This window comes from Staphylococcus sp. HMSC62A08 (genome assembly GCF_001839105.1).
Lineage (GTDB): Bacteria > Bacillota > Bacilli > Staphylococcales > Staphylococcaceae > Staphylococcus > Staphylococcus caprae.
Window position 1 is genome coordinate 108,127 of sequence record NZ_KV840039.1, and the last position, 21,187, is coordinate 129,313.

General features: G+C 31.6%; 20 protein-coding genes and 2 pseudogenes. 18 read left to right on the forward strand and 4 right to left on the reverse strand.

All coding sequences use genetic code 11. From position 1 onward, the window contains the following. Positions 1-126 precede the first annotated feature (126 nt). The 8 genes and pseudogenes from HMPREF3264_RS12930 to HMPREF3264_RS06515 form a co-directional block, all read left to right on the forward strand. A pseudogene (locus tag HMPREF3264_RS12930) lies at positions 127-262 on the forward strand (hypothetical protein); the annotation flags it as partial. Between the two features lie 207 nt (positions 263-469). After that, positions 470-1,129 carry a response regulator transcription factor gene (locus HMPREF3264_RS06490; protein ID WP_070872562.1) on the forward strand — a complete coding sequence of 220 codons (660 nt, stop codon included), beginning with the start codon at positions 470-472 and terminating at the stop codon, positions 1,127-1,129. Then, positions 1,126-2,496, forward strand: a complete 1,371-nt coding sequence (locus tag HMPREF3264_RS06495; protein WP_070872564.1) for a HAMP domain-containing sensor histidine kinase — start codon at positions 1,126-1,128, stop codon at positions 2,494-2,496. Before HMPREF3264_RS06490 ends, HMPREF3264_RS06495 begins: the two co-directional genes overlap by 4 nt. Before the next feature lie 208 nt (positions 2,497-2,704). Next, positions 2,705-5,508, forward strand: a pseudogene (locus tag HMPREF3264_RS06500) (2-oxoglutarate dehydrogenase E1 component). A 17-nt stretch (positions 5,509-5,525) separates the two neighbouring features. Next, positions 5,526-6,800, forward strand: a complete 1,275-nt coding sequence (gene sucB, locus HMPREF3264_RS06505; protein ID WP_002442845.1) for a dihydrolipoyllysine-residue succinyltransferase — start codon at positions 5,526-5,528, stop codon at positions 6,798-6,800. Positions 6,801-6,999: 199 nt separating this feature from the next. Then, complete coding sequence (locus HMPREF3264_RS06510) at positions 7,000-7,986, forward strand: Fic family protein (protein ID WP_256323965.1); 987 nt, start codon at positions 7,000-7,002, stop codon at positions 7,984-7,986. Positions 7,987-8,015: 29 nt separating this feature from the next. Next, entirely contained in the window at positions 8,016-8,204 is a 189-nt protein-coding gene (locus tag HMPREF3264_RS12935) for a hypothetical protein (RefSeq protein WP_256323966.1), read from the forward strand. Between the two features lie 149 nt (positions 8,205-8,353). Beyond that, positions 8,354-9,184 (forward strand): ATP-binding cassette domain-containing protein, encoded by an 831-nt coding sequence (locus HMPREF3264_RS06515; protein ID WP_070872566.1) that lies wholly within the window; start codon positions 8,354-8,356, stop codon positions 9,182-9,184. Between the two features lie 743 nt (positions 9,185-9,927). Here HMPREF3264_RS06515 and HMPREF3264_RS06525 read toward each other — a convergent pair. Then, on the reverse strand, positions 9,928-10,098 hold the full coding sequence (locus HMPREF3264_RS06525; RefSeq protein ID WP_002442837.1) for a hypothetical protein: 171 nt from the start codon (positions 10,096-10,098) through the stop codon (positions 9,928-9,930). Positions 10,099-10,295: 197 nt separating this feature from the next. Here HMPREF3264_RS06525 and HMPREF3264_RS06530 point away from each other — a divergent pair, with 197 nt between their 5' ends. The 5 genes from HMPREF3264_RS06530 to brnQ all read left to right on the forward strand — a co-directional run bounded on the left by HMPREF3264_RS06530 (position 10,296) and on the right by brnQ (position 15,684). Then, positions 10,296-11,105 (forward strand): VOC family protein, encoded by an 810-nt coding sequence (locus HMPREF3264_RS06530; RefSeq protein WP_070872569.1) that lies wholly within the window; start codon positions 10,296-10,298, stop codon positions 11,103-11,105. A gap of 28 nt (positions 11,106-11,133) precedes the next feature. Next, positions 11,134-11,337, forward strand: coding sequence for a DUF6501 family protein (locus HMPREF3264_RS06535; RefSeq protein WP_002442835.1), 204 nt, complete (start codon positions 11,134-11,136; stop codon positions 11,335-11,337). A gap of 112 nt (positions 11,338-11,449) precedes the next feature. Further along, on the forward strand, positions 11,450-12,241 hold the full coding sequence (locus tag HMPREF3264_RS06540; protein ID WP_002442834.1) for an ATP-binding protein: 792 nt from the start codon (positions 11,450-11,452) through the stop codon (positions 12,239-12,241). Positions 12,242-12,253: 12 nt separating this feature from the next. Next, positions 12,254-14,143: a vWA domain-containing protein gene (locus HMPREF3264_RS06545; RefSeq protein WP_070872571.1), complete on the forward strand. Its 1,890-nt coding sequence runs from the start codon at positions 12,254-12,256 to the stop codon at positions 14,141-14,143. 197 nt (positions 14,144-14,340) lie between these two features. Continuing rightward, positions 14,341-15,684, forward strand: coding sequence for a branched-chain amino acid-like transporter carrier protein BrnQ3 (brnQ, locus tag HMPREF3264_RS06550; RefSeq protein WP_070872573.1), 1,344 nt, complete (start codon positions 14,341-14,343; stop codon positions 15,682-15,684). Between the two features lie 143 nt (positions 15,685-15,827). Here brnQ and HMPREF3264_RS06555 read toward each other — a convergent pair whose 3' ends face one another. Genes HMPREF3264_RS06555 through HMPREF3264_RS06565 form a run of 3 tightly spaced genes read right to left on the reverse strand, consistent with a single transcriptional unit; the run spans position 15,828 to position 17,905 of the window. Beyond that, the gene (locus HMPREF3264_RS06555; protein WP_070873265.1) at positions 15,828-16,961 is read right to left on the reverse strand and encodes a toxic anion resistance protein; all 1,134 of its coding nucleotides are present in this window, start codon (positions 16,959-16,961) and stop codon (positions 15,828-15,830) included. Between the two features lie 22 nt (positions 16,962-16,983). After that, positions 16,984-17,610: a 5-bromo-4-chloroindolyl phosphate hydrolysis family protein gene (locus tag HMPREF3264_RS06560; RefSeq protein WP_037541443.1), complete on the reverse strand. Its 627-nt coding sequence runs from the start codon at positions 17,608-17,610 to the stop codon at positions 16,984-16,986. Positions 17,611-17,635: 25 nt separating this feature from the next. After that, the gene (locus tag HMPREF3264_RS06565; RefSeq protein WP_070872575.1) at positions 17,636-17,905 is read right to left on the reverse strand and encodes an acylphosphatase; all 270 of its coding nucleotides are present in this window, start codon (positions 17,903-17,905) and stop codon (positions 17,636-17,638) included. Between the two features lie 159 nt (positions 17,906-18,064). Here HMPREF3264_RS06565 and msaA point away from each other — a divergent pair, with 159 nt between their 5' ends. The 5 genes from msaA (at position 18,065) to HMPREF3264_RS06590 (ending at position 21,139) form a co-directional block, all read left to right on the forward strand. Beyond that, positions 18,065-18,373 (forward strand): regulatory protein MsaA, encoded by a 309-nt coding sequence (gene msaA / locus HMPREF3264_RS06570; RefSeq protein ID WP_037541442.1) that lies wholly within the window; start codon positions 18,065-18,067, stop codon positions 18,371-18,373. Positions 18,374-18,555: 182 nt separating this feature from the next. After that, the gene (gene cspA / locus HMPREF3264_RS06575; RefSeq protein ID WP_002433901.1) at positions 18,556-18,756 is read left to right on the forward strand and encodes a cold shock protein CspA; all 201 of its coding nucleotides are present in this window, start codon (positions 18,556-18,558) and stop codon (positions 18,754-18,756) included. A gap of 364 nt (positions 18,757-19,120) precedes the next feature. Continuing rightward, complete coding sequence (locus HMPREF3264_RS06580) at positions 19,121-19,531, forward strand: Msa family membrane protein (protein WP_070872578.1); 411 nt, start codon at positions 19,121-19,123, stop codon at positions 19,529-19,531. Beyond that, positions 19,518-20,381 (forward strand): ABC transporter ATP-binding protein, encoded by an 864-nt coding sequence (locus HMPREF3264_RS06585; RefSeq protein ID WP_070872580.1) that lies wholly within the window; start codon positions 19,518-19,520, stop codon positions 20,379-20,381. Before HMPREF3264_RS06580 ends, HMPREF3264_RS06585 begins: the two co-directional genes overlap by 14 nt. Before the next feature lie 8 nt (positions 20,382-20,389). Next, positions 20,390-21,139 carry a hypothetical protein gene (locus HMPREF3264_RS06590; RefSeq protein ID WP_070872582.1) on the forward strand — a complete coding sequence of 250 codons (750 nt, stop codon included), beginning with the start codon at positions 20,390-20,392 and terminating at the stop codon, positions 21,137-21,139. Positions 21,140-21,187 lie beyond the last annotated feature (48 nt).

The following is a 21,187-nucleotide window of genomic DNA, read 5'->3' on the forward strand; positions in this document are numbered from 1 at the left end:
TTATATTTCTGTCCCGCTCCCACTAAAAAAGCAGTAAACCTCAAGTGTCAAAGGTCTACTGCTTTTATTGAAACGTTGTTTCTCAACGTTAGTCTTTTACGGGCATATAAAAGGGGATAATTGAAAATGACCAATCCAATAAGAACGAAATATATGTGGGGGGAATGTTCTAGTCGGTATTGATAATCATTTTCAACTAGTATTATACATGACTGAGAATCGTTGTCAATTAGAATCACAAACTTTTTTGATAAATTTCATCTAACATAATATAAACGCTGTCATATCAACACTTCATAGATTTTTAATTTTCCAAATAAACTTTCATTAATGATAAAATCATTGAGAATGAATTGTGATAAAATAGATAAAGCAAATAAAGAGAAATTATTAACAAATTCATAACAATTAAAGAATACATCTTTTTCATTCATATGCTATTAGGTAAGATGTATCAAGAGGTGCAAATATGACAAATATTTTAATCGTAGAAGATGAGCAAAATCTTGCTCGATTTATAGAACTTGAACTCACACATGAGAATTACAATGTAGATATAGAAAATGATGGTCGCACAGGTTTAGATAAAGCATTAAATAAATCATATGATCTGATCATTCTTGACTTAATGTTACCTAACATTAACGGCCTAGAGATTTGTAGACAAATTCGTCAAGAATATTCAACGCCAATTATCATTATCACCGCTAAAGGTGAAACATATGATAAAGTTGCTGGACTCGATTATGGCGCCGATGATTACATCGTTAAACCTTTCGATATTGAGGAACTGCTCGCTCGAATTAGAGCTATCTTACGTAGACAGCCTCAAAAAGATGTCATTGACATTAACGGAATTATCATTGATAAAGATGCTTTCAAAGTTACAGTTGACGGTATACAGCTTGAATTGACGAAAACAGAGTATGATTTGTTATATGTTTTAGCTGAAAATAGAAATCACGTCATGCAACGTGAACAAATTTTAGACCACGTGTGGGGTTTCAATAGTGAAGTTGAAACGAATGTCGTAGATGTTTATATCAGATATTTACGTAATAAATTAAAACCTTTTAATAAGGAAAAATCGATTGAAACCGTTCGTGGTGTAGGGTATGTGATTCGATGATTAAACGTCGTAAGTTAAAATATAAATGGATGATGATTACGACACTCATTACATTTACGACAATATTGTTATTTTGTTTGATTATCATTTTCTTCTTAAAGGATACATTGAGAAATAGTGAATTAGACGAAGCTGAGAGAAGTTCGAGTGATATTGCAAATTTGTTTCATTCTAAATCTTTAGATCAAATATCACCGCTCGATTTAAATGCTTCGTTAGAGAACTTTCAAGAGGTCATCATTTTTGATGATAGAGGTAAAAAATTAATACAAACATCTAATGAAAATGCCATCAATTATGACAAAAAGGTTGATATCAATCATCCTGAACGTATTCATATCCATAAAAGTCATGGTATCAACTATTTAATTATTACTGAACCAATACATTCAAAGGACTTTTCCGGATATAGCGTATTAATCCATTCACTACAAAATTACGATAATCTAGTGCGATCACTTTATATCGTAGCCTTAGCATTTGGACTCATCGCTACCATCATTACAGCAGGGATTAGTTATATCTTCTCATCACAAATTACAAAACCCATTGTGACGATGTCTAATAAAATGAATCAAATCCGACGCGATGGTTTCCAGAAAAAACTTGAATTAACCACAAATTATGAAGAAACAGATAATCTTATCGTGACTTTCAATGATATGATGTATCAAATTGAAGAATCCTTCAATCAACAGCGCCAATTCGTTGAAGATGCCTCTCACGAATTAAGAACCCCTTTACAAATCATTCAAGGCCATCTCAATTTAATTCAACGGTGGGGTAAAAAAGACCCAGAAGTTCTAGAAGAGTCACTGGATATATCTATTGAAGAGGTAAACCGAATTACTAAACTTGTTGAAGAATTACTGATGTTAACCAAAGATAGAGTGAACAGTAATGTACTTGAATGTGAAAATGTAGATGTGAATAATGAAATTCAAACCCGAGTCAAATCACTTAAACAACTACATCCTAATTATACATTTGAAATAGAATTAACATCTAAACCTATTCACTTGAAGATCAACCGACATCAATTCGAACAATTATTACTTATCTTCTTAGATAATGCGATGAAGTATGATACTGATAACAAATATATAACGATCACTACACAGTTAAAGAATAAACTTGTTAGTATCGAAATTACCGATCATGGTATGGGCATTCCTAAAGCAGATTTAGAGTTTATCTTTGACAGATTTTATCGTGTGGACAAATCACGTGCGCGAAGCCAAGGCGGTAATGGGTTAGGTTTATCAATTGCCCAAAAAATCGTACAATTAAATGGTGGAACAATTGAAGTAAGCAGTGAAGTTCAATCGTTTACTACTTTCAAAATTCAGTTTCCATTACAAAATTAGGTAACTAAATATAATTTTTTGGATAGCTCCATTGCGTCTTTGAACCGCATCGACGAAGCAACTCATTCCATTTTTTAAAATAACGCAGAACCAATCTATATTTGGTTCTGCTTTTTGTATATAAATAGGTAAATTGACTTTAACAAAATTTGAAATAATGCTATTATTGTCTTGTAAGCGTTTCAACATTTTTGTGGAGGGTGTAAAAATGACAAAGGACAAAAAGGAAGTTACAGAGGCGCCTGTAAACTTCGGTGCAAATCTCGGCTTAATGCTAGATTTGTATGATGATTACCTACAAGATCCATCATCAGTTCCAGAAGATTTACAAGTTCTATTTAGTACAATTAAAACAGGGGAAGCTCATATCGAGGCTAAACCGACCACTGGTTCAAGTGGTTCACAAGCGGGAGACAGCACGATTAAACGTGTGATGCGCTTAATCGATAATATACGTCAATACGGACACTTAAAGGCAGGCATTTATCCAGTTAATCCTCCAGAGCGTAAACATGTCCCTAAATTAGGAATTGAAGACTTTGATTTAGACCAAGAAACTTTGGAACAAATTTCAGCTGGTATTGTATCAGAACACTTTGAAGATATTTATGACAATGCCTATGAAGCGATCGTCCGTATGGAAAAACGCTATAAAGGACCAATTGCTTTTGAATATACACATATTAATAATAATAAACAGCGCATTTGGTTAAAAAGACGTATAGAAACGCCTTATAAAGCGAATTTAAACAATAATCAGAAAAAAGAACTTTTCAAAAAATTAGCGCATGTTGAAGGATTTGAAAAATACTTACACAAAAACTTCGTTGGTGCAAAACGTTTCTCTATTGAAGGGGTAGACACGTTAGTACCAATGCTTCAACATACTATTACTTTAGCGGGTAATGAGGGAATTAAGAATATTCAAATCGGTATGGCTCACCGAGGACGATTAAACGTATTAACACATGTGCTTGAAAAACCATATGAAATGATGATTTCAGAATTCATGCACACAGATCCTATGAAATTCTTACCTGAAGACGGTAGTTTAGAATTAACTTCAGGTTGGACAGGCGATGTTAAGTACCACTTAGGTGGCGTTAAAACGACTGACTCATACGGTACTGAACAACGTATTTCTCTAGCTAATAACCCAAGCCACTTGGAAATTGTAGCACCCGTTGTTGAAGGTAGAACACGTGCTGCACAAGATGAAACACATCAAGCTGGTTCACCATCAACTGACTTCCATAAAGCAATGCCAATTATCATTCATGGTGATGCGGCTTATCCAGGTCAAGGTATTAACTTTGAAACAATGAACCTAGGTAGCTTACAGGGTTATACTACTGGCGGTTCACTTCACATCATTACAAATAATAGAATTGGATTCACAACTGAACCTGTTGATGGACGTTCAACAACTTATTCAACTGATGTTGCTAAAGGTTACGATGTTCCAATTTTACACGTTAATGCAGATGATGTAGAAGCAACAATTGAAGCCATCGATATCGCGATGGAATTCCGCAAAGAGTTCCACAAAGATGTCGTTATCGATTTAGTAGGATATCGTCGTTATGGGCATAATGAAATGGATGAACCTTCTATCACAAACCCTGTTCCATATCACAATATTCGTAAACACGAATCAGTCGAAATTTTATATGGTAAGAAATTAGTAGAAGACGGTATCATTTCAGAAGACGAAATGAATGAAATAATTGATAATGTTCAAAAAGAAATGCGTGCAGCGCATGAAAAAATCGATAAATCAGATAAGATGGATAATCCAGATATGGAAAAACCTGAGTCACTTCAATTACCATTACAAAGTGACGAGAAAGATTTCACATTTGATCATCTTAAAGAAATCAATGATGCAATGCTCACATATCCTGAAGATTTCCATGTACTTAAAAAGCTAAATAAAGTACTCGAAAAACGTAGAGAACCATTTGAAAAAGATGGCGGATTAGTTGATTGGGCTCAAGCAGAGCAACTTGCTTTCGCCACTATTTTACAAGATGGAACTTCAGTTCGTTTAACTGGTCAAGATAGTGAACGTGGTACTTTCAGTCATAGACATGCTGTTCTACATGACGAAGAAATGGTGATACTTATACACCATTGCATCATGTACCTGATCAAAAAGCGACTTTTGAAATTCACAACTCACCATTATCTGAAGCTGCTGTTGTTGGTTTCGAATATGGTTACAACGTTGAGAACAAAGGAAGTTTCAACATTTGGGAAGCTCAATACGGAGATTTCTCTAACATGGCACAAATGATTTTTGATAACTTCTTATCAAGTTCTCGTGCTAAATGGGGAGAACGTTCAGGTCTAACATTATTCTTACCTCATTCTTATGAAGGTCAAGGTGCTGAACACTCATCTGCTCGTTTAGAAAGATTCTTGCAACTTGCTGCTGAAAATAATAGCACAGTAGTAAACTTATCTAGTTCAAGTAACTACTTCCACTTATTGCGAGCACAAGCAGCAAGCTTAGATTCTCAAGAAATGAGACCATTAATCGTAATGTCACCGAAAAGTTTATTACGAAATAAAACAGTTGCTAAACCAATCGATGAATTTACTTCTGGTGGTTTCAAACCTATCATTACTGAAGAACACGATGCAGAAAAAGTTAAAAAAGTTATTTTAGCTTCAGGAAAAATGTTTATCGATTTAAAAGAACATTTAGAGAAAAACCCTGATGAATCTACTTTACTTGTTGCAGTAGAGAGATTATATCCATTCCCTGAAGAAGAAATTAAAGAAGTTCTAGAATCACTACCAAATCTAGAAAAAGTATCATGGGTTCAAGAAGAACCTAAAAACCAAGGCGCTTGGTTATTTGTTTATCCTTATCTTAAAGCACTTGTTGCTGATAGATATGATCTTAGCTATCATGGTAGAATTCAAAGGGCAGCACCTGCTGAAGGTGATGGAGAAATTCATAAACTTGTTCAAAATCGAATTATTGAAAGTAGCATTAATAATTAACTAGGGGGAAATTAAGTATGCCAGAGGTAAAAGTTCCAGAATTAGCAGAATCAATCACAGAAGGTACCATTGCAGAGTGGTTAAAGAACGTTGGAGATAGCGTAGATAAAGGTGAAGCTATCTTAGAATTAGAAACAGATAAAGTAAACGTTGAAGTTGTTTCTGAGGAAGCAGGCGTACTATCTGAACAATTAGCCGAAGAAGGCGATACAGTTGAAGTAGGTCAAGCTGTAGCTGTTGTAGGCGAAGGTAGTGGTAATGCATCAAGTGGTTCATCAGAAGACACTCCACAAAAAGATGAATCTAAAGATGCAGGACAAACTGAAGATAAATCAGAACAAAAACAAGCTTCTTCAGATAATAAACAAGATAGCCAAGATACTAACAATCAACGTGTCAATGCTACGCCATCTGCACGTAGACATGCACGTGAAAATGGCGTTAACTTAAGCGAAGTTTCTGGTAAAGGAAATGACGTATTAAGAAAAGATGACGTTGATAATAGTCAAAAACAAGCAAGTCAACCGGCTAAAAGTGAAAGCAAATCACAAGACAGTGGTTCTAAAAAATCTAATGACAATCCATCTAAACCAGTTATTCGTGAAAAAATGTCACGTCGTAAGAAAACAGCTGCTAAAAAATTATTAGAAGTATCTAATCAAACAGCAATGTTAACAACATTCAACGAAGTAGACATGACAAATGTTATGGAATTACGTAAACGTAAAAAAGAACAATTCATGAAAGATCATGATGGAACAAAACTTGGTTTCATGTCATTCTTCACTAAAGCAGCAGTAGCAGCACTTAAGAAATATCCTGAAGTAAATGCTGAAATCGACGGCGAAGATATGATTACTAAGCAATTCTATGATATCGGTATTGCTGTTTCTACAGATGATGGTTTATTAGTTCCATTCGTTAGAGACTGCGATAAGAAAAACTTTGCTGAAATTGAACAAGAAATTGCTAACTTAGCTGTCAAAGCACGTGATAAAAAATTAGGCTTAGATGACATGGTTAACGGTTCATTCACAATTACGAATGGCGGTATCTTCGGTTCAATGATGAGTACACCAATCATTAACGGTAGCCAAGCTGCTATCTTAGGTATGCACTCAATCATTACTCGTCCAATCGCAATCGATAAAGATACAATTGAAAACCGTCCAATGATGTACTTAGCTTTAAGCTATGACCACAGAATCATTGATGGTAAAGAAGCAGTAGGATTCTTAAAAACAATCAAAGAATTAATTGAAAATCCAGAAGATTTATTACTAGAATCATAATTCTGAACTAAATATACTCTATAAATACTGATACAGTGGCGTTCGACGTCGCTGTATTTTTTATGTGAAAAATTAAGTAAAGTTATCTTAATCATCACGCGTTTACACATAGATATTTTTTCATATTATAAATTAAATATTGTTTATAAATATACTTAGTGATAAAATTTATCGAATCATATATTTAGGCGGTGAAGAGATGGAATTTATGTATAAATATTTCTATAAATACCCCAAAGAGTTCGAAAAAGAATTAAATATACGACTAAATGATCCAAATGTAGAGATATTAGATTTAAAAATCAAACCATTTAAATCTAGTGACAGCTTCAATTTATATTATATTCTTACTTCGAAAATTAAAAATTTAATTGACGATATCGATAAAAACAACTCGACTATAGCAAAACTTATTACAAATTTACCTGAAATTGCTACTCAATCATTACATCAAGAGTTGATAGTCAATGAATTATTCTCTACTAATCAGATAGAAGGCATAAAATGTAGCAAACAAGAAATCTTAAATAGCATAAAAAATATAAAAGAAAATCCTAAAATGAATACTCGATTTAAAAGTATGTTGAAATCTTATTTAGAAATATTTGACGGTAAAAATAATCTTCTTGAAGTACCAAAAGATATTAAAACTATTTATGAAATGATCGCAGAAGAAGCCGATTTTGAGAATAAACCGGACGGCGAATTATTCCGGAATCATTCAGTGAACATTGTTACCTCTACTAATAAAGTTATACATAAAGGTATTCATCCTCATAATAATATCATCAATCATTTACAAATCTTACTAAATTTTATGAATTCTTCCAGTCATGTAGTACCTATTATTAAAATTGCTATTTTTCATTATTACTTTGGATATATTCATCCATTTTATGATGGAAATGGTCGTACATCACGTTTTATAAACGCTTTATATTTAAGTAAAGTGTTCAATCGATATACAGCCTTTTCATTTTCTAACATCATAGAAAATAATAAAAATATCTATTATGACATGTTCGATAAAACAAATAGTGTAATAAATAAAGGTGTTTTTTTTTTTTTTTTTTTCAACTTTTTAAGTTTTATTAAGAAAGGTCAAGAAAGTTTAATTGAAGAATTAAAAACAAAAAATTCACAATTAGAGTTCGCTTACAAAAAATTAACGACGATCCTAAATTAACATCATTATCTGAGAAACATAATAATATCATGTTTATTTTAGCTCAAATTCAATATTTTTCTTTAGAAGACCATACGACAGTACAAGAGCTTTCAACATATTTAAATACTACTAGCCAAACTACAAGAAAGTTGTTAAACGAATTAATCAAAATTAATATTGTTGAAAAGACGGGAGAGCGCCCTGTACTATATAAAGCTATAGATAGATATTTCTAATTAAATTACAGATTTCTATTTCCTATACAACGACCATAGAGACCGTTGTATTTTTACACCTTAAATATGACTAAAGTATGATTATGTTTATAGTTCTTAGTGCTAAGATATAAGAGTGAAAGAATAAGTCACAGAAATTGGGAGTAAAAATGTCTAATATTGCACTCGAGTTTTATCACATCTCAAAAAGGATAAATAAGCAAATTATTATCAAAAATAGCAATTTTATTATTCCAAAAAATTCCATCACTTTAATAAAGGGGCATAATGGTTCAGGGAAAAGTGTAACTTTAAAGATTATTGCTGGTTTAATGAATTATCAGAATGGGAGTCTTTCTGTTAAAGGACGAGTAAGTTATGCGATAGATTACTTTCCTGACAATTTAAATTTAACTATTAATGAATACTTTAAATTTTTATTAAAAACATACCCATCTGACCAAACACAGGTAAATCTTAATCACTTTGTTCAACACTTCAATTTATCGCCATTTTTAACTCAAAAAATTAAAAATTGTTCAAAAGGTACGAAACAAAAGGTAAATATAATTCAGTGTTTGCTTAAAAAAGCTGATATTTATATTTTAGATGAACCATTTTCTGGACTGGACCAAGAAGCTACACAATTTCTATTAGATTATTTAAGTCAGTTAAAATCTATAGCTACAATAGTATTAACGTCTCACGAATCATTTTTACATCAAAAAATCACTACGCACATTCTTAATATTGAAACTGGTGAATTTCATACTGTTGAAAGTGATAAAAACGAAATCTCACAAATTACTAAATTAGTTATTATTCAATATAACGCTAGTATTTCTAAAATTTTATCAAAGTATCATCATCTTAACTCTATTCAAACTGTAGATGATAAGTTGCACATTCAAATTAATGCATCTTATTTGAATACCTTACTTAAAATATTACTTGATCAGCAATGTGACATCATCGAAATAAAGGATGTGACTGGTTCATGATAGCGTTTATTCAATATCAATATAAGAAATACCTTCGCTCTTATCAGTTCATACCGCCGATGATGATTTTTATAACTTGGATTATTATTCAATATCTTTATAGTGGCCAACCAATATTGTCTAGTTATGCTTCAAGTTGTTTGGTGTTGCTTATTATTTCATGTTGGCTTACCATAAATATTTTAAATTTAGAAACGTTAAACGAAAAATATTTACTTTTTATACAGCTTGAGTCTAAACTTAAGTACCTTTTTGGTAAGTTACTATTTATATTTTTGGCAAACTGTATCTTAATTGTTTTTTCGATGCTTTATCCAATTTTAATACATAGTTTTAAGGATAAAGTATCTTTAAAAGAGGGCACACTTGCAATTGTCTTACACATCATTGTTTGTTTAACTGCAATCCTAATTTCTACAATCATTGCGAATATTAATGTGATATCAAAAAAATATATGTGGTTACTTATTGCTTTAATCATTTTGGTAAGTATTTTACGTCCATTTTTATTACAAACGTACACTTTTCTTAAATATATATTGTGGATCGTACCACCAATAGGTGACTATATGTCAGTTTATAATACAGAAACACTTGCTCATTTTAACTTTCTATCAATAACATTAATTATGATAGTCTATATTTTAGTTTTATTTGGACTCACCATATTTATATTCTTAAAATCCGAGCAAAAATAAACGTCCTAACCCAATTGGCTAGGACGTTTTTTAAATGATATATGATTAAGAAAGAAATATAATTTCAATAATTGCAAGAATTACACAAACTACAAATGCAATTGTAAAATATTTAAAACTAGGCTTTTGTTTATTATCTAAATTAGTGAAAACTTGAATACCTGAATAAACTGCAATAAGTACTGTAATTGCAAATAAAATCCATAAGTTAGACATATGTACGCCTCCTTAAACATGTCTTTACATATATTTTAATATATACAAAAATTTTATCCAATGTGTAATTTTAATTTTCAAACAAATGACAATGTTGACTTAAAATAACCCACATAGAATAAACTTTCATCATATTCATTAGCCTTAAAATACGTTATAATATTGATTATAAAGACAAAATCTAGGAGTGTCAGTTTATGAGCGGACTTAGAAGTGTCACTATAGGGACGAGTGACCTATCTAAAACTAAAGAATTATTTAGTAACATCATCGGATTGCAATATACTGATAAAAATGAAAATGCTTTAAGATTTGGAGATGCTAATTTAAACCCCGGTACTCGACTACATTTTGTAGAAATTCCTACTAATGATTACATAAATCAGCATATTGATAGTGTAGGGTTACGCACACCCTCTGATTTAGGATTAAATGAGTATCAAGAGATTCTCTCAAATCACAACATCTCTTATAGCTCAATGACTGAACTCAATGGTAATAAACATTTTAGTTTTAAAGATGACAATCATCAAACATTCAATATTTACTCAAATGAACATAATACAGGTGTCGGTCTTGGCATGCCTTCATTTGACAGTTCGGTTAATCCACTTCATCAAGTGCAAGGTTTAGGGCCTGTGATACTTAAAGTCAACGAATTAGCGATTACTACATCTATTTTAACGAGAGTATTTGGTCTGGATTTATTCGCAGAGTATTTACCAAGTGAAGACGCCGATGAAAATATTCAAGTTTTCAAAATTGGTGAAGGTGGCTTAGGTGGTGAACTTCACTTATATGAAGCCGATAAAGATATTGAAATGTCTGATGTCGGTCCAGTAGAACAAGTCGAATTCTCAACGCAACATCGTGAAGCTTTTAATCAAGCTAAAGAACGTTTAGATGAAATCGGTATACCTTACCAAACGTTAGAACAAGAGGATTCAGAATCTTTAAGAATCACTGAAAACAGTGGTATCTCATTTATTTACACATTAGAAAAGTAAATCATTTTTAATAGAGGAAGGTTATACAATGTTACATGAAACATGGAAAGAACGTACACCTATCAAAAAAGTAGAAGTGACAAATACAGATGCTAAGAAATTTACAGTTTCTGATATGTTAACAGTTGGTAAACAATACGATGTTATCAATGAAACTGAAGAGTATTATCAAATTATTGATAACTCTGGCTTAGTGGGCGGATACTTCAAGGACTACTTTAAAGAAGTATAGAACGCGCCATGCAATTGAAGTAGTGATGACTTAACATTATTAATAGGGCTAAGACAGGTCTGTGGAGACTTAGATGTCTTAGCCTCTTTTTATACATAAAGGAAGGGTAACGATGGTACAAACAATTTATAAAAACTCAGATGAATCTGTATTTCAAGATGCGAAAGTGCTTTTTGAATTAAATAAAAATATTTTATTAAAAGGCCCTACAGGTTCTGGGAAAACGAAGCTTGCTGAGACACTTAGTCAGGAAGTTCAACGGCCTATGCACCAAGTCAATTGTTCAGTGGATTTAGATACTGAAAGTTTACTTGGATTTAAAACAATTCAAACAAATGAAGAAGGCCATCAAGAAATTGTGTTTATAGATGGGCCTGTAATTAAAGCAATGAAACAGGGTCATATTCTCTATATTGATGAAATTAATATGGCGAAACCTGAAACGTTACCAATTCTAAATGGTGTTTTAGACTATCGACGTCAAATTACTAACCCATATACTGGGGAGGTCATTAAAGCTGCACCAGGCTTCAATGTTATCGCCGCAATTAATGAAGGATATGTAGGGACGTTACCTATGAACGAAGCACTCAAGAACCGTTTTATCGTCATAGAAGTTGATTATATTGATGGGGATATTTTGAAAACGGTCATCAAAGAGCAAAGCCGTTTACAAGATGATCAAGTGATACGACAAATTATCAAATTTAATGAAGATTTAAGAACAATGACGAAGCAAGGACAAATTTCCGAAGAGGCTGCTAGTATACGTGCACTCATCGACTTAAGTGACTTAGCTACTGTTATACCAATTGAACGTGCGATTAAACGTACAATTATCGATAAGTTAGAAGATGAACGTGAGCAACAAGCCATTGTTAACGCAATTGAGTTAAATTTTTAAAGAGGGATACGTATGAGTGATCGTTTTATCAAATTCAACGATGAACAATTAGATGCTAAGCAAGTCATGATGTTACAAGACCTAGCACGATTGCTTTTAAAAAATGAACAAACACAAGTCAAAATCCAAAAATTTCCATATTATAATCCATTTAGCAATACTTTAATCACAAGTTGGTTTTGGTCTCATCGGCCACCTCAAGTTGAACAAGCAGGACTTAAAACTGACGTACTATTAGCTGCTTATGGCTACCATCACATGGATGTAGATATTGTAAACGAAGTCTTACATCATAGTGATTTCCAACATCGTAAATTCTTTCATCAGTTGTTCAAGTTATTGGAAGATGTGCGTATTTTCGACATCATCCGTAACGAACGACCAAGTACTGCTAAGTATATCGATTTACGTTTAAATACGCGAATGGCTTTCACAGATTCACAAATCAATGTGTATAAAACTAAAACTGTTTATACAGATTTACTATTCCTTTATTTAGAGCGTGCCTTTCTAAGTCAAAACTTCTTTGACATACCAACAATTCATCCTTTATTTGATGATATCTTAGTTAGCATGTATCAGTATTTGCCTAATATTTTCCAGAATCAATCTTCAGAAGATAATATGTACCTCGCTGAACGTATTATGTACCAAGTTGATGATTTACTCAAAGAAGATATGTTAAATGAATATTATTATTTACCACAAAAGTTATACGAAGATATTCAAACTACTACATTTGACGATTTGAAACGTACAGATGCAAGTCAAACAGATGGTAATGATACCAATAATTCCGAAGAAGATATTGAAACAGCAGAAGCAGAAACAAAATCAGCGGATAGCCAATCCAAAGGCGGTGCTTATCTAGAAATGGAACTTCATGAAGGCGAAAATAGTGAAGTCATGGCGGATAATGACACAGCTCGAGAAGGCGACAGCACAGATGATATGACCGATATGATGACTAAGAAAGGAAAGGGCTCTCAGAGTACTTTAGATCGTGATGAAGGTGGTTTAATAGGCCAAAATCAAGCATTTGCCTTAGAAGGAATCAATAAGAATGTAAAAATTGAATGGAAAGTACCTGATATTCAACCCCAAGACATCATAAATTACCAATCTTCGAAGAATGATGTGCAATATGAGATTAAAGATTTAATTCAAATCATTAAAAAAACAATTGACCGAGAACATGAAGATGAACGTCGCAATCTCACTAAAGGGCGGCTTCAAAAAGATTTAATCAACTGGTTTATTGATGATCAATTTAAATTATTTTATAAAAAACAGGACTTAAGTAAAACGTTTGATGCAACCTTCACATTATTAGTAGATGCCTCTGCGAGTATGCATGACAAAATGGACGAAACGATCAAAGGTGTCGTTTTATTCCACGAAACATTGAAAACTTTAAATATTAAACATGAAATTTTAGCTTTTAATGAGGATGCCTTTGAAGCTGATGATCGCGAACAACCTAATATTATTGATGAAATTATTAATTATAATTATTCAATTTTTGAAAAGGAAGGCCCTCGAATTATGTCATTAGAACCGCAAGATGATAATCGCGATGGCGTGGCAATCAGAGTCGCAAGTGAACGCCTTTTACAAAGAAGTCATCAACAGCGTTTTCTTATCGTGTTCTCAGATGGTGAACCATCAGCATTTAATTATAGTCAAGACGGTATTATTGATACGTATGAAGCTGTTGAAACTGCACGCAAGTTTGGGATTGAAGTTTTTAATGTCTTCCTTAGTCAAGAACCAATTACTGAAGATATTGAGCAAACCATTCACAATATCTATGGTCAATTTTCTATTTTTGTTGAGGGCGTGGAACATTTACCAAGTCATTTATCGCCATTATTGAAGAAACTATTGCTGAAGTCATTTTAAACTTATGAAATAGTGGGATGTGTAAGTGTTGGATTGTACTTCGTTTTCTTAATTAAAAGATATTTCGCTTTAACTTTAAAATATGAAGATATTTACATTATATAAGTTTTTAAATTTTCTGAAATTATATAGACTTATAAATCTTAATTATGATAGAATGTTGAATGTTGCATTATTAGATAAAAAGGAGCAGCATTATGAATAAAAATACTTGGATTATAGGTTTTACCCTATTTGCCATGTTTTTCGGTGCGGGAAACCTTATTTTTCCAACAAATCTCGGTCTCGATAGTGGACATTTCTTATGGCCGGCTATACTTGCATTTGCTTTAACAGGTATAGGTCTACCTTTATTAGGTGTCGTCGTAGGGGCTTTAGACCATCAAGGTTATATCGGGGCATTTAATAAAATTTCACCAAAATTTTCTTTAATATTTTTAATTATTATATATTTAACAATTGGACCATTGTTTGCGATTCCTCGTACAGCTTCAACATCATTTGAAATGACGATTACACCAATTGCTCACACAAATGGAAGTTTGGCTTTATTAATTTTTACTATCATCTATTTTTTAATCGTTCTTTATTTATGTCTCAATCCAAATAAAATGATTGATAGAATTGGTTCATTACTTACACCTTTATTGCTCATAACTATCTTAGCTATGATTATTAAAGGTTTTGTAGATTTCGGAGGGCAGACACCAGATGCTGGTAACACAAAACTGTTCCATTCTGCATTTGGTAGTTTCTCACAAGGCTTTACTCAGGGATATTTAACAATGGATGCAATAGCTTCAATTGCGTTTTCAATGATCGTCGTTAATGCGGTGAAGGCTACTGGCATTCAGCATGCTGATAAGATTTTCAAACAAACGATGATAGCAGGGCTTATCGCTGCTGTAGCTTTAATTTTTATTTATATTTCATTAGGATTTATCGGTAATCATATGCATGTCACTCCTGGGAAAATGAAAGAACTCACAGCAAACGATCAAAACGTGGGTACTTATTTACTAACTACGATGGCAGCTACCGGTTTCGGTACTTTTGGTAAATACTTATTAGGCATTATTGTCGCACTAGCATGTTTGACTACAGCTTGCGGACTTATTGTCTCAGTGAGCCAATATTTCCATCGTATTTTACCTAAAATCCCTTATAAAGTGTATGTCATCATTTTTACTTTAATAAGTTTCATCCTAGCAAACCAAGGGCTTAATTCAGTAATAACGATGTCTGTACCGGTGTTGAGTATTGTTTATCCAATCGCCATTACAGTTGTCTTGCTCATATTAATTGCTCGTTTTGTTCCAACCAAACCCATCGCTCAACAAATTCCGCTTGTTGTTATAGCGATTGAGTCTATTTTAAGTTTAATCACTACGCAAGGCTGGATTAAAATATCTTTTATAGATCATTTACCATTAAAACACTATTCACTTGAATGGTTCCCGATTGCTGTGATTGCTACAATCGTTGGTTATATTGTTTCTTACTTTGTTAAACAAAAGACCATCGCATATCAAAAAGAGTAATACCATAACAAAATTTTAATATGATTATGTAAAAGGCACTCATAACGGAAGTGATATATTGAAAGTGCACCCAAAAGTTGGACTTAAATCTAACTTCATGGGATGCACTTTATTTCTACTTCGTATGAGTGCCATTTTTATATTTATTCTTTTCTCATAGATAACAAGTGTTGCTTTAAATCTTGTTCTAGACCATTCAGTTCTTTTTCAGCAGCTTGACGTTTTTGACGTCCGTCTTGCTGAATTTGTAACGTTTGTTCAATTGTTTCTATGATATCACTTTGTGTTGTTTTTAGTGTTTCAATATCAACAATACCACGCTCATTTTCAGTAGCCGTTTCAATAGCATTCTGTTTAAGCATAGAAGCATTCTGTGTTAGTAAATCATTTGTCGTATCTGTAACTGCTCGTTGTGCTGAAACTGCATTGCGTTGGCGCATTAATGTTAAAGCAATCGCCATTTGATTCTTCCATAAAGGAATACTTGTAAGAATTGAGCTTTGGATTTTTTCAGCTAATGCCTGATTAACATTTTGAATCATGCGAATTTGTGGTGCAGTTTGAATCGCAATTTGTCGAGATAATTGCAAATCGTAAATTCTCTTTTCTAAACGATCTACGAATTGTTCCATATCAGCAACAGCTTGAATATCCATTTGATTTCCTGAGTGTTGCGCTTTGTCCTGTAACTCTGGTATCGTTTCTGATTGAATCTGCTGTTTCTTACGCTGAGCTGCTGCAATATATAGTGTTACATCATCAAAATATTTTTTATTTTGGTCATAAAGACCGTCTAACAACTCAACATCGTTCGTTAAATTACCTTTATGCTTGTCTAGCTGAACAGTAATTCGATCAATTTGCGAACTTACAGATTGCATTCTAGAGAAAACTTCATTTATAGAAGCTTTCGTTCTTCTAAATAGTCGTTTAAGCTTAGATTGTTTGTTTGGATCTAAATCATTAGGATTAACAGACTTTAATTTTCCCATTAATTGATTAAGAGAATCACCAACCGGTCCCATATCTTTAGATTGAACTTCATCTAACATTTGATGAGAAAATTGAGACATGCTTTGTTGTAAATTCGTACCAAATTGTAACAAACCTTCATGATCTAAAGGTTTAATTTGCTGACTAATAGTTTCTATTTTTTGTTTGTCTTCCTCACTAAATTGAGGTTCAAAGTCTTGAGCGACTGTTGGATTTTGAGTTGAATTATCTTGAATATATTGATCGAGTGGATGCGATTGATTGCTGTTTAATTCGCGCGTCATCTCATTCATCTCTCCATTTCTGTTATACATCTTTACGACGTTCCTGTTCTAATTTATTTAATTCCATTTCAATATCGAGTCGTTCATAATCTTCCTCATTTAAACGTTTCAAATCTGCTACTAACGTTCGTTTCACTTCATCCAAAGTAATTCGTGTTTGTTCAAGCTTTTGCTTTTCTTCTTTTGACTTTCTTGGCATGCGAGCTAAACGTGTATACGAGTCTACCAAATTGAGTGCATTGTCTAAATGAGAATAAAAGAAACCTTCTACTTTGAAAAACATCCCTGGACGTTGTTTAATACTCGTATATATTGAACGAGAAATACGATAAATATCATTAACCTGTCTAAAATCTTTAATAGATCGTATATTTATAAATGATTTTAAAATGTTTCTAATCTTTAATTGAGCTTGGTTAAGCTGCGCTCTAACATATCTATAGTCTCTTCGCGATAATCCGATTTCATTAAGATATTTACGTGAAGTGAGTCTTTGAGTAGGGAAGTAAGATGCTAAAAAACCAACTATCCCTATAACACCATCAATTAAAAAGGATAAATCCCAAGCAAAAACAGTAACTAACCAAACGACAAAAGCTACTGGTATACCCACTAACACTCCAAATATACGAGAAATGTTATATCTCAAATGTCATCTTCCTTTATATTAAAGTTTAAATCGTTTTAAATTCTGTTAAGGAGTCATCGGTATCTAAATCTTCAATAGTATAATTCGTAACCGATGAAGCAGGTGAAGCACCTTTAATTACCGATTGTATAAATTGGTCTAATTCTTTATTATTACCTTGCGCATATATATCTACGTAGTCTTCAACATTCTGAACTGTCCCTTTAATATTGTATTCTCTAGCGATACGTTCAGTATAGAATCTGAATCCCACACCTTGAACAGTTCCGAAAACTTGAATATGTTTACGTTGCATAATATCACCTCATGTTTTCATTATACGTATTTTGGTTGTAAAAAACTAATAATTGCTATACGTACTATCGGCCAAAAGTATGAGTCTTGAAACTTGATTTTGAATTATGAAAAGTTACAATTGAGGTTATAGGTTTTAAACATGGAAGGGGATTTTGAAATGTGGACAGTTGCAAAGATTAGGGCTGACTACGAAGGTTGGTGGCTATTTAGCGATTGGCCCGAAAAAGTTGTTGAAAGATTAGATTTTAATACCTATGACGACATGTTGGCAAGGTACACGGAATTACTTCAAGAATGTAAGAATTGTTTTGATAACTATGTAGTGGGAAAGTACAATATTCATGCCTTTTACAATAATTGCGACTTGAATTTTTGCGAAGATTGCGAAGAAGATTTACAAATATTTTATAGTTTTATTATTTTAAAAAATAATGAGGTTTATTTTAATCTTCCAAAAATTGATTAAATGATAATTTTCTATAATTGTATTGCAATTTAGCTATGACTAAACTATAATGATTATTAAGCAATTGTTTTATTCCATATTGCAAAGAATATTTGGATTTATCATACATATAAGCACACGTATTTTTTGTAATATGCGAATAACGCATATTGAAAGAATTTAGTCTTGGAGGTTTCAGAATTATGAAACAAGGTACAGTTAAATGGTTTAACGCTGAAAAAGGTTTCGGCTTCATCGAAGTTGAAGGAGAAAACGACGTATTCGTACACTTCTCAGCAATCAACCAAGATGGTTACAAATCATTAGAAGAAGGTCAATCAGTTGAATTTGAAGTAGTTGAAGGCGACCGCGGTCCTCAAGCTGCAAACGTTGTTAAACTATAATAAATAGATTGTAATTATTGACTTTAACTAACACCTTACCAAGATGTAGGGTGTTTTTTATATCAATACATACAGTATCTCAGAAAGAAATCGATGTTAATTTCTTTCTTTTTTTTATGCCCAAAAATAAGAATTAAGAGTATCTAATTATTTTTTGCATGTCTGTGTCTAAAAAACAGCGTCTCTTAAATCTAGTCCTCTAACAATATATTCCACTATATAATTCCAAATTGATTTAATAATGAAAATGTTTTATAATATAATTAGTAATAAATGAGGATGAAATAATGTTTTGCCAAATCTTTTTTTCAATTATCGCTCATTGGATATATAATGTTTTAACTGTAGTAATGAGGTGAATTTCATGAAATCAATATTATTATCCCTATTTTTAAACTGTATATTTTTCTCAATTTTAGCTCTTTTAGAATTACGCATTGATGTTTACTTGGCAAATTTATTAATTATTTTAGTCCCATCCGTTACATCAGCTATCTTAATTATTTTCACTTCAAAAATGAAATTATATTTATGGTTAAACGTAATTTCAAACCTAATTTTTTACATTATTTATAGTAAATATATAATGCATCTAGATGGTTATTTGTCCTATATCGAGAAGGCACAAATTAATAATAGTGATATAGAAATTAAAGTATCTCCAAATATGCTTGAACTATCTCAGATTATCTTTTTATTTTTTGTTTATTTAATACCTCAAATGATTGTAGTTTTTATTAAACATAAAAGAGGTGAAATCAATGCTAGAATTTAGAAATGTGTATAAATCTTTTAAGAAGAAAGAAGTATTATGTGATGTTAATTTCAAATTATCTGCCGGAGAAAAGGTAGGTCTTATAGGTTCTAATGGGTCAGGAAAATCAACATTAATGAAACTAATAGCTAAAACTCAATTACCATCTAAAGGAAAGGTTTATTTTAACAATATAGATATACATAAATCTCACAATATGATAAAAGATTTTTCTTTCATGATAGGACAAATATATTATCCTGAGTTAAATGCAAGGCAAAATATTGAAAATTACCTAAAAATTAATAATAAGATGAGCTATATAAGTGAAATTCAAACGATGCTAAACATTGTAGGTCTAGAAGATAATGAAAAGAAGGTTAAAAATTATTCGTATGGAATGAAACAAAGACTTTGTTTAGCTATTTGTTTAATTACCCAACCAAAAGTAGCTGTATTAGATGAGCCATTTTTAGGACTGGATCCATTAGGGGTAAGGGAATTAAATAATATCATTGAGAAATATTCAAAAGAAAAAAATACTCTATTTTTAATATCTAGCCACCAGTTAAAAGAATTAGAAGGACTTTGTGATAGATTTCTATTATTAGAAAACCACCAAATTAAAGAAATTGACTTACATAATAGAATAATCACTCAAAAGTTAATATTCAAAAATACTTTAAGCAATGCTTCGGAATTAAAAGATAATTTCAGGTTCATCAAAAAAATTGATGGCAATACAATAACAATTATTAATAAGGATGAAGAAGTAGATCTTACAAATTTACTTAATTTAGTAGGTAAAAACCCCTTAATAAAAATAGAAAGCAATGATAATCTATTATCTTCATATTTCTATAAAGAGTAGGTAATATTATGTTTAAATTTAACTTCTTATATATTTCAAAGATTCGTGCAACTTGGATGCTATACCTCATTGGACTTTATCCTCTCTTGATATTCCTAGCTGAATTACTTAATAGTAATTTTCTTTCATTATCAGCAACTCAAACGAATAGTGTAAGCTTTGTAGAATTATTTATCGCAATATATGATACTCAACAAAAAGCAATGCTATCACTAATAATTATTGGATATTTATCTTCTTTATTATTTTATAGCGAAATTAGTACAGGAAGACTATTATTTTATAAGGATCAAAGTCGTTACAAAATCTTTAATTCTAAATTAACATCTATTATTTCTAGTTATTTTATATTCTTATCCATTTTATTATTATCAACATTAGTAGTTTATTTGTTTTATGTTAACAACCATGAGTATTCATCTCATTCTTTTATGTTAAAAAACTCAGAATTAAATCATACTCTAATCTTAAATCTTCTTGGGATTTTTTTAACTGATTTATTCTTAATTTTCTATGTTGTTATTTTTTCTGTGAAATTTAATTCTGGGATAACTATTATCAGTATGATTTTATGTTATGTGGTCATAAAGATTACAGACAATATCAATAAAATCAAGTTTTTCCCTTCAAATTTCACAGATTTAGATAACGATAAAAGTTTTATTTTAAACTTATCAGTAATGAGCTCTATTACTATTGTTTATATAATCATTATTTATCTCATAGCAATTACGATATTCAGAAAAATTCAATTTTAAATTTCATTTAATTTAAATTAAACAAAAACGCCTTGGATAGGTTCAGTA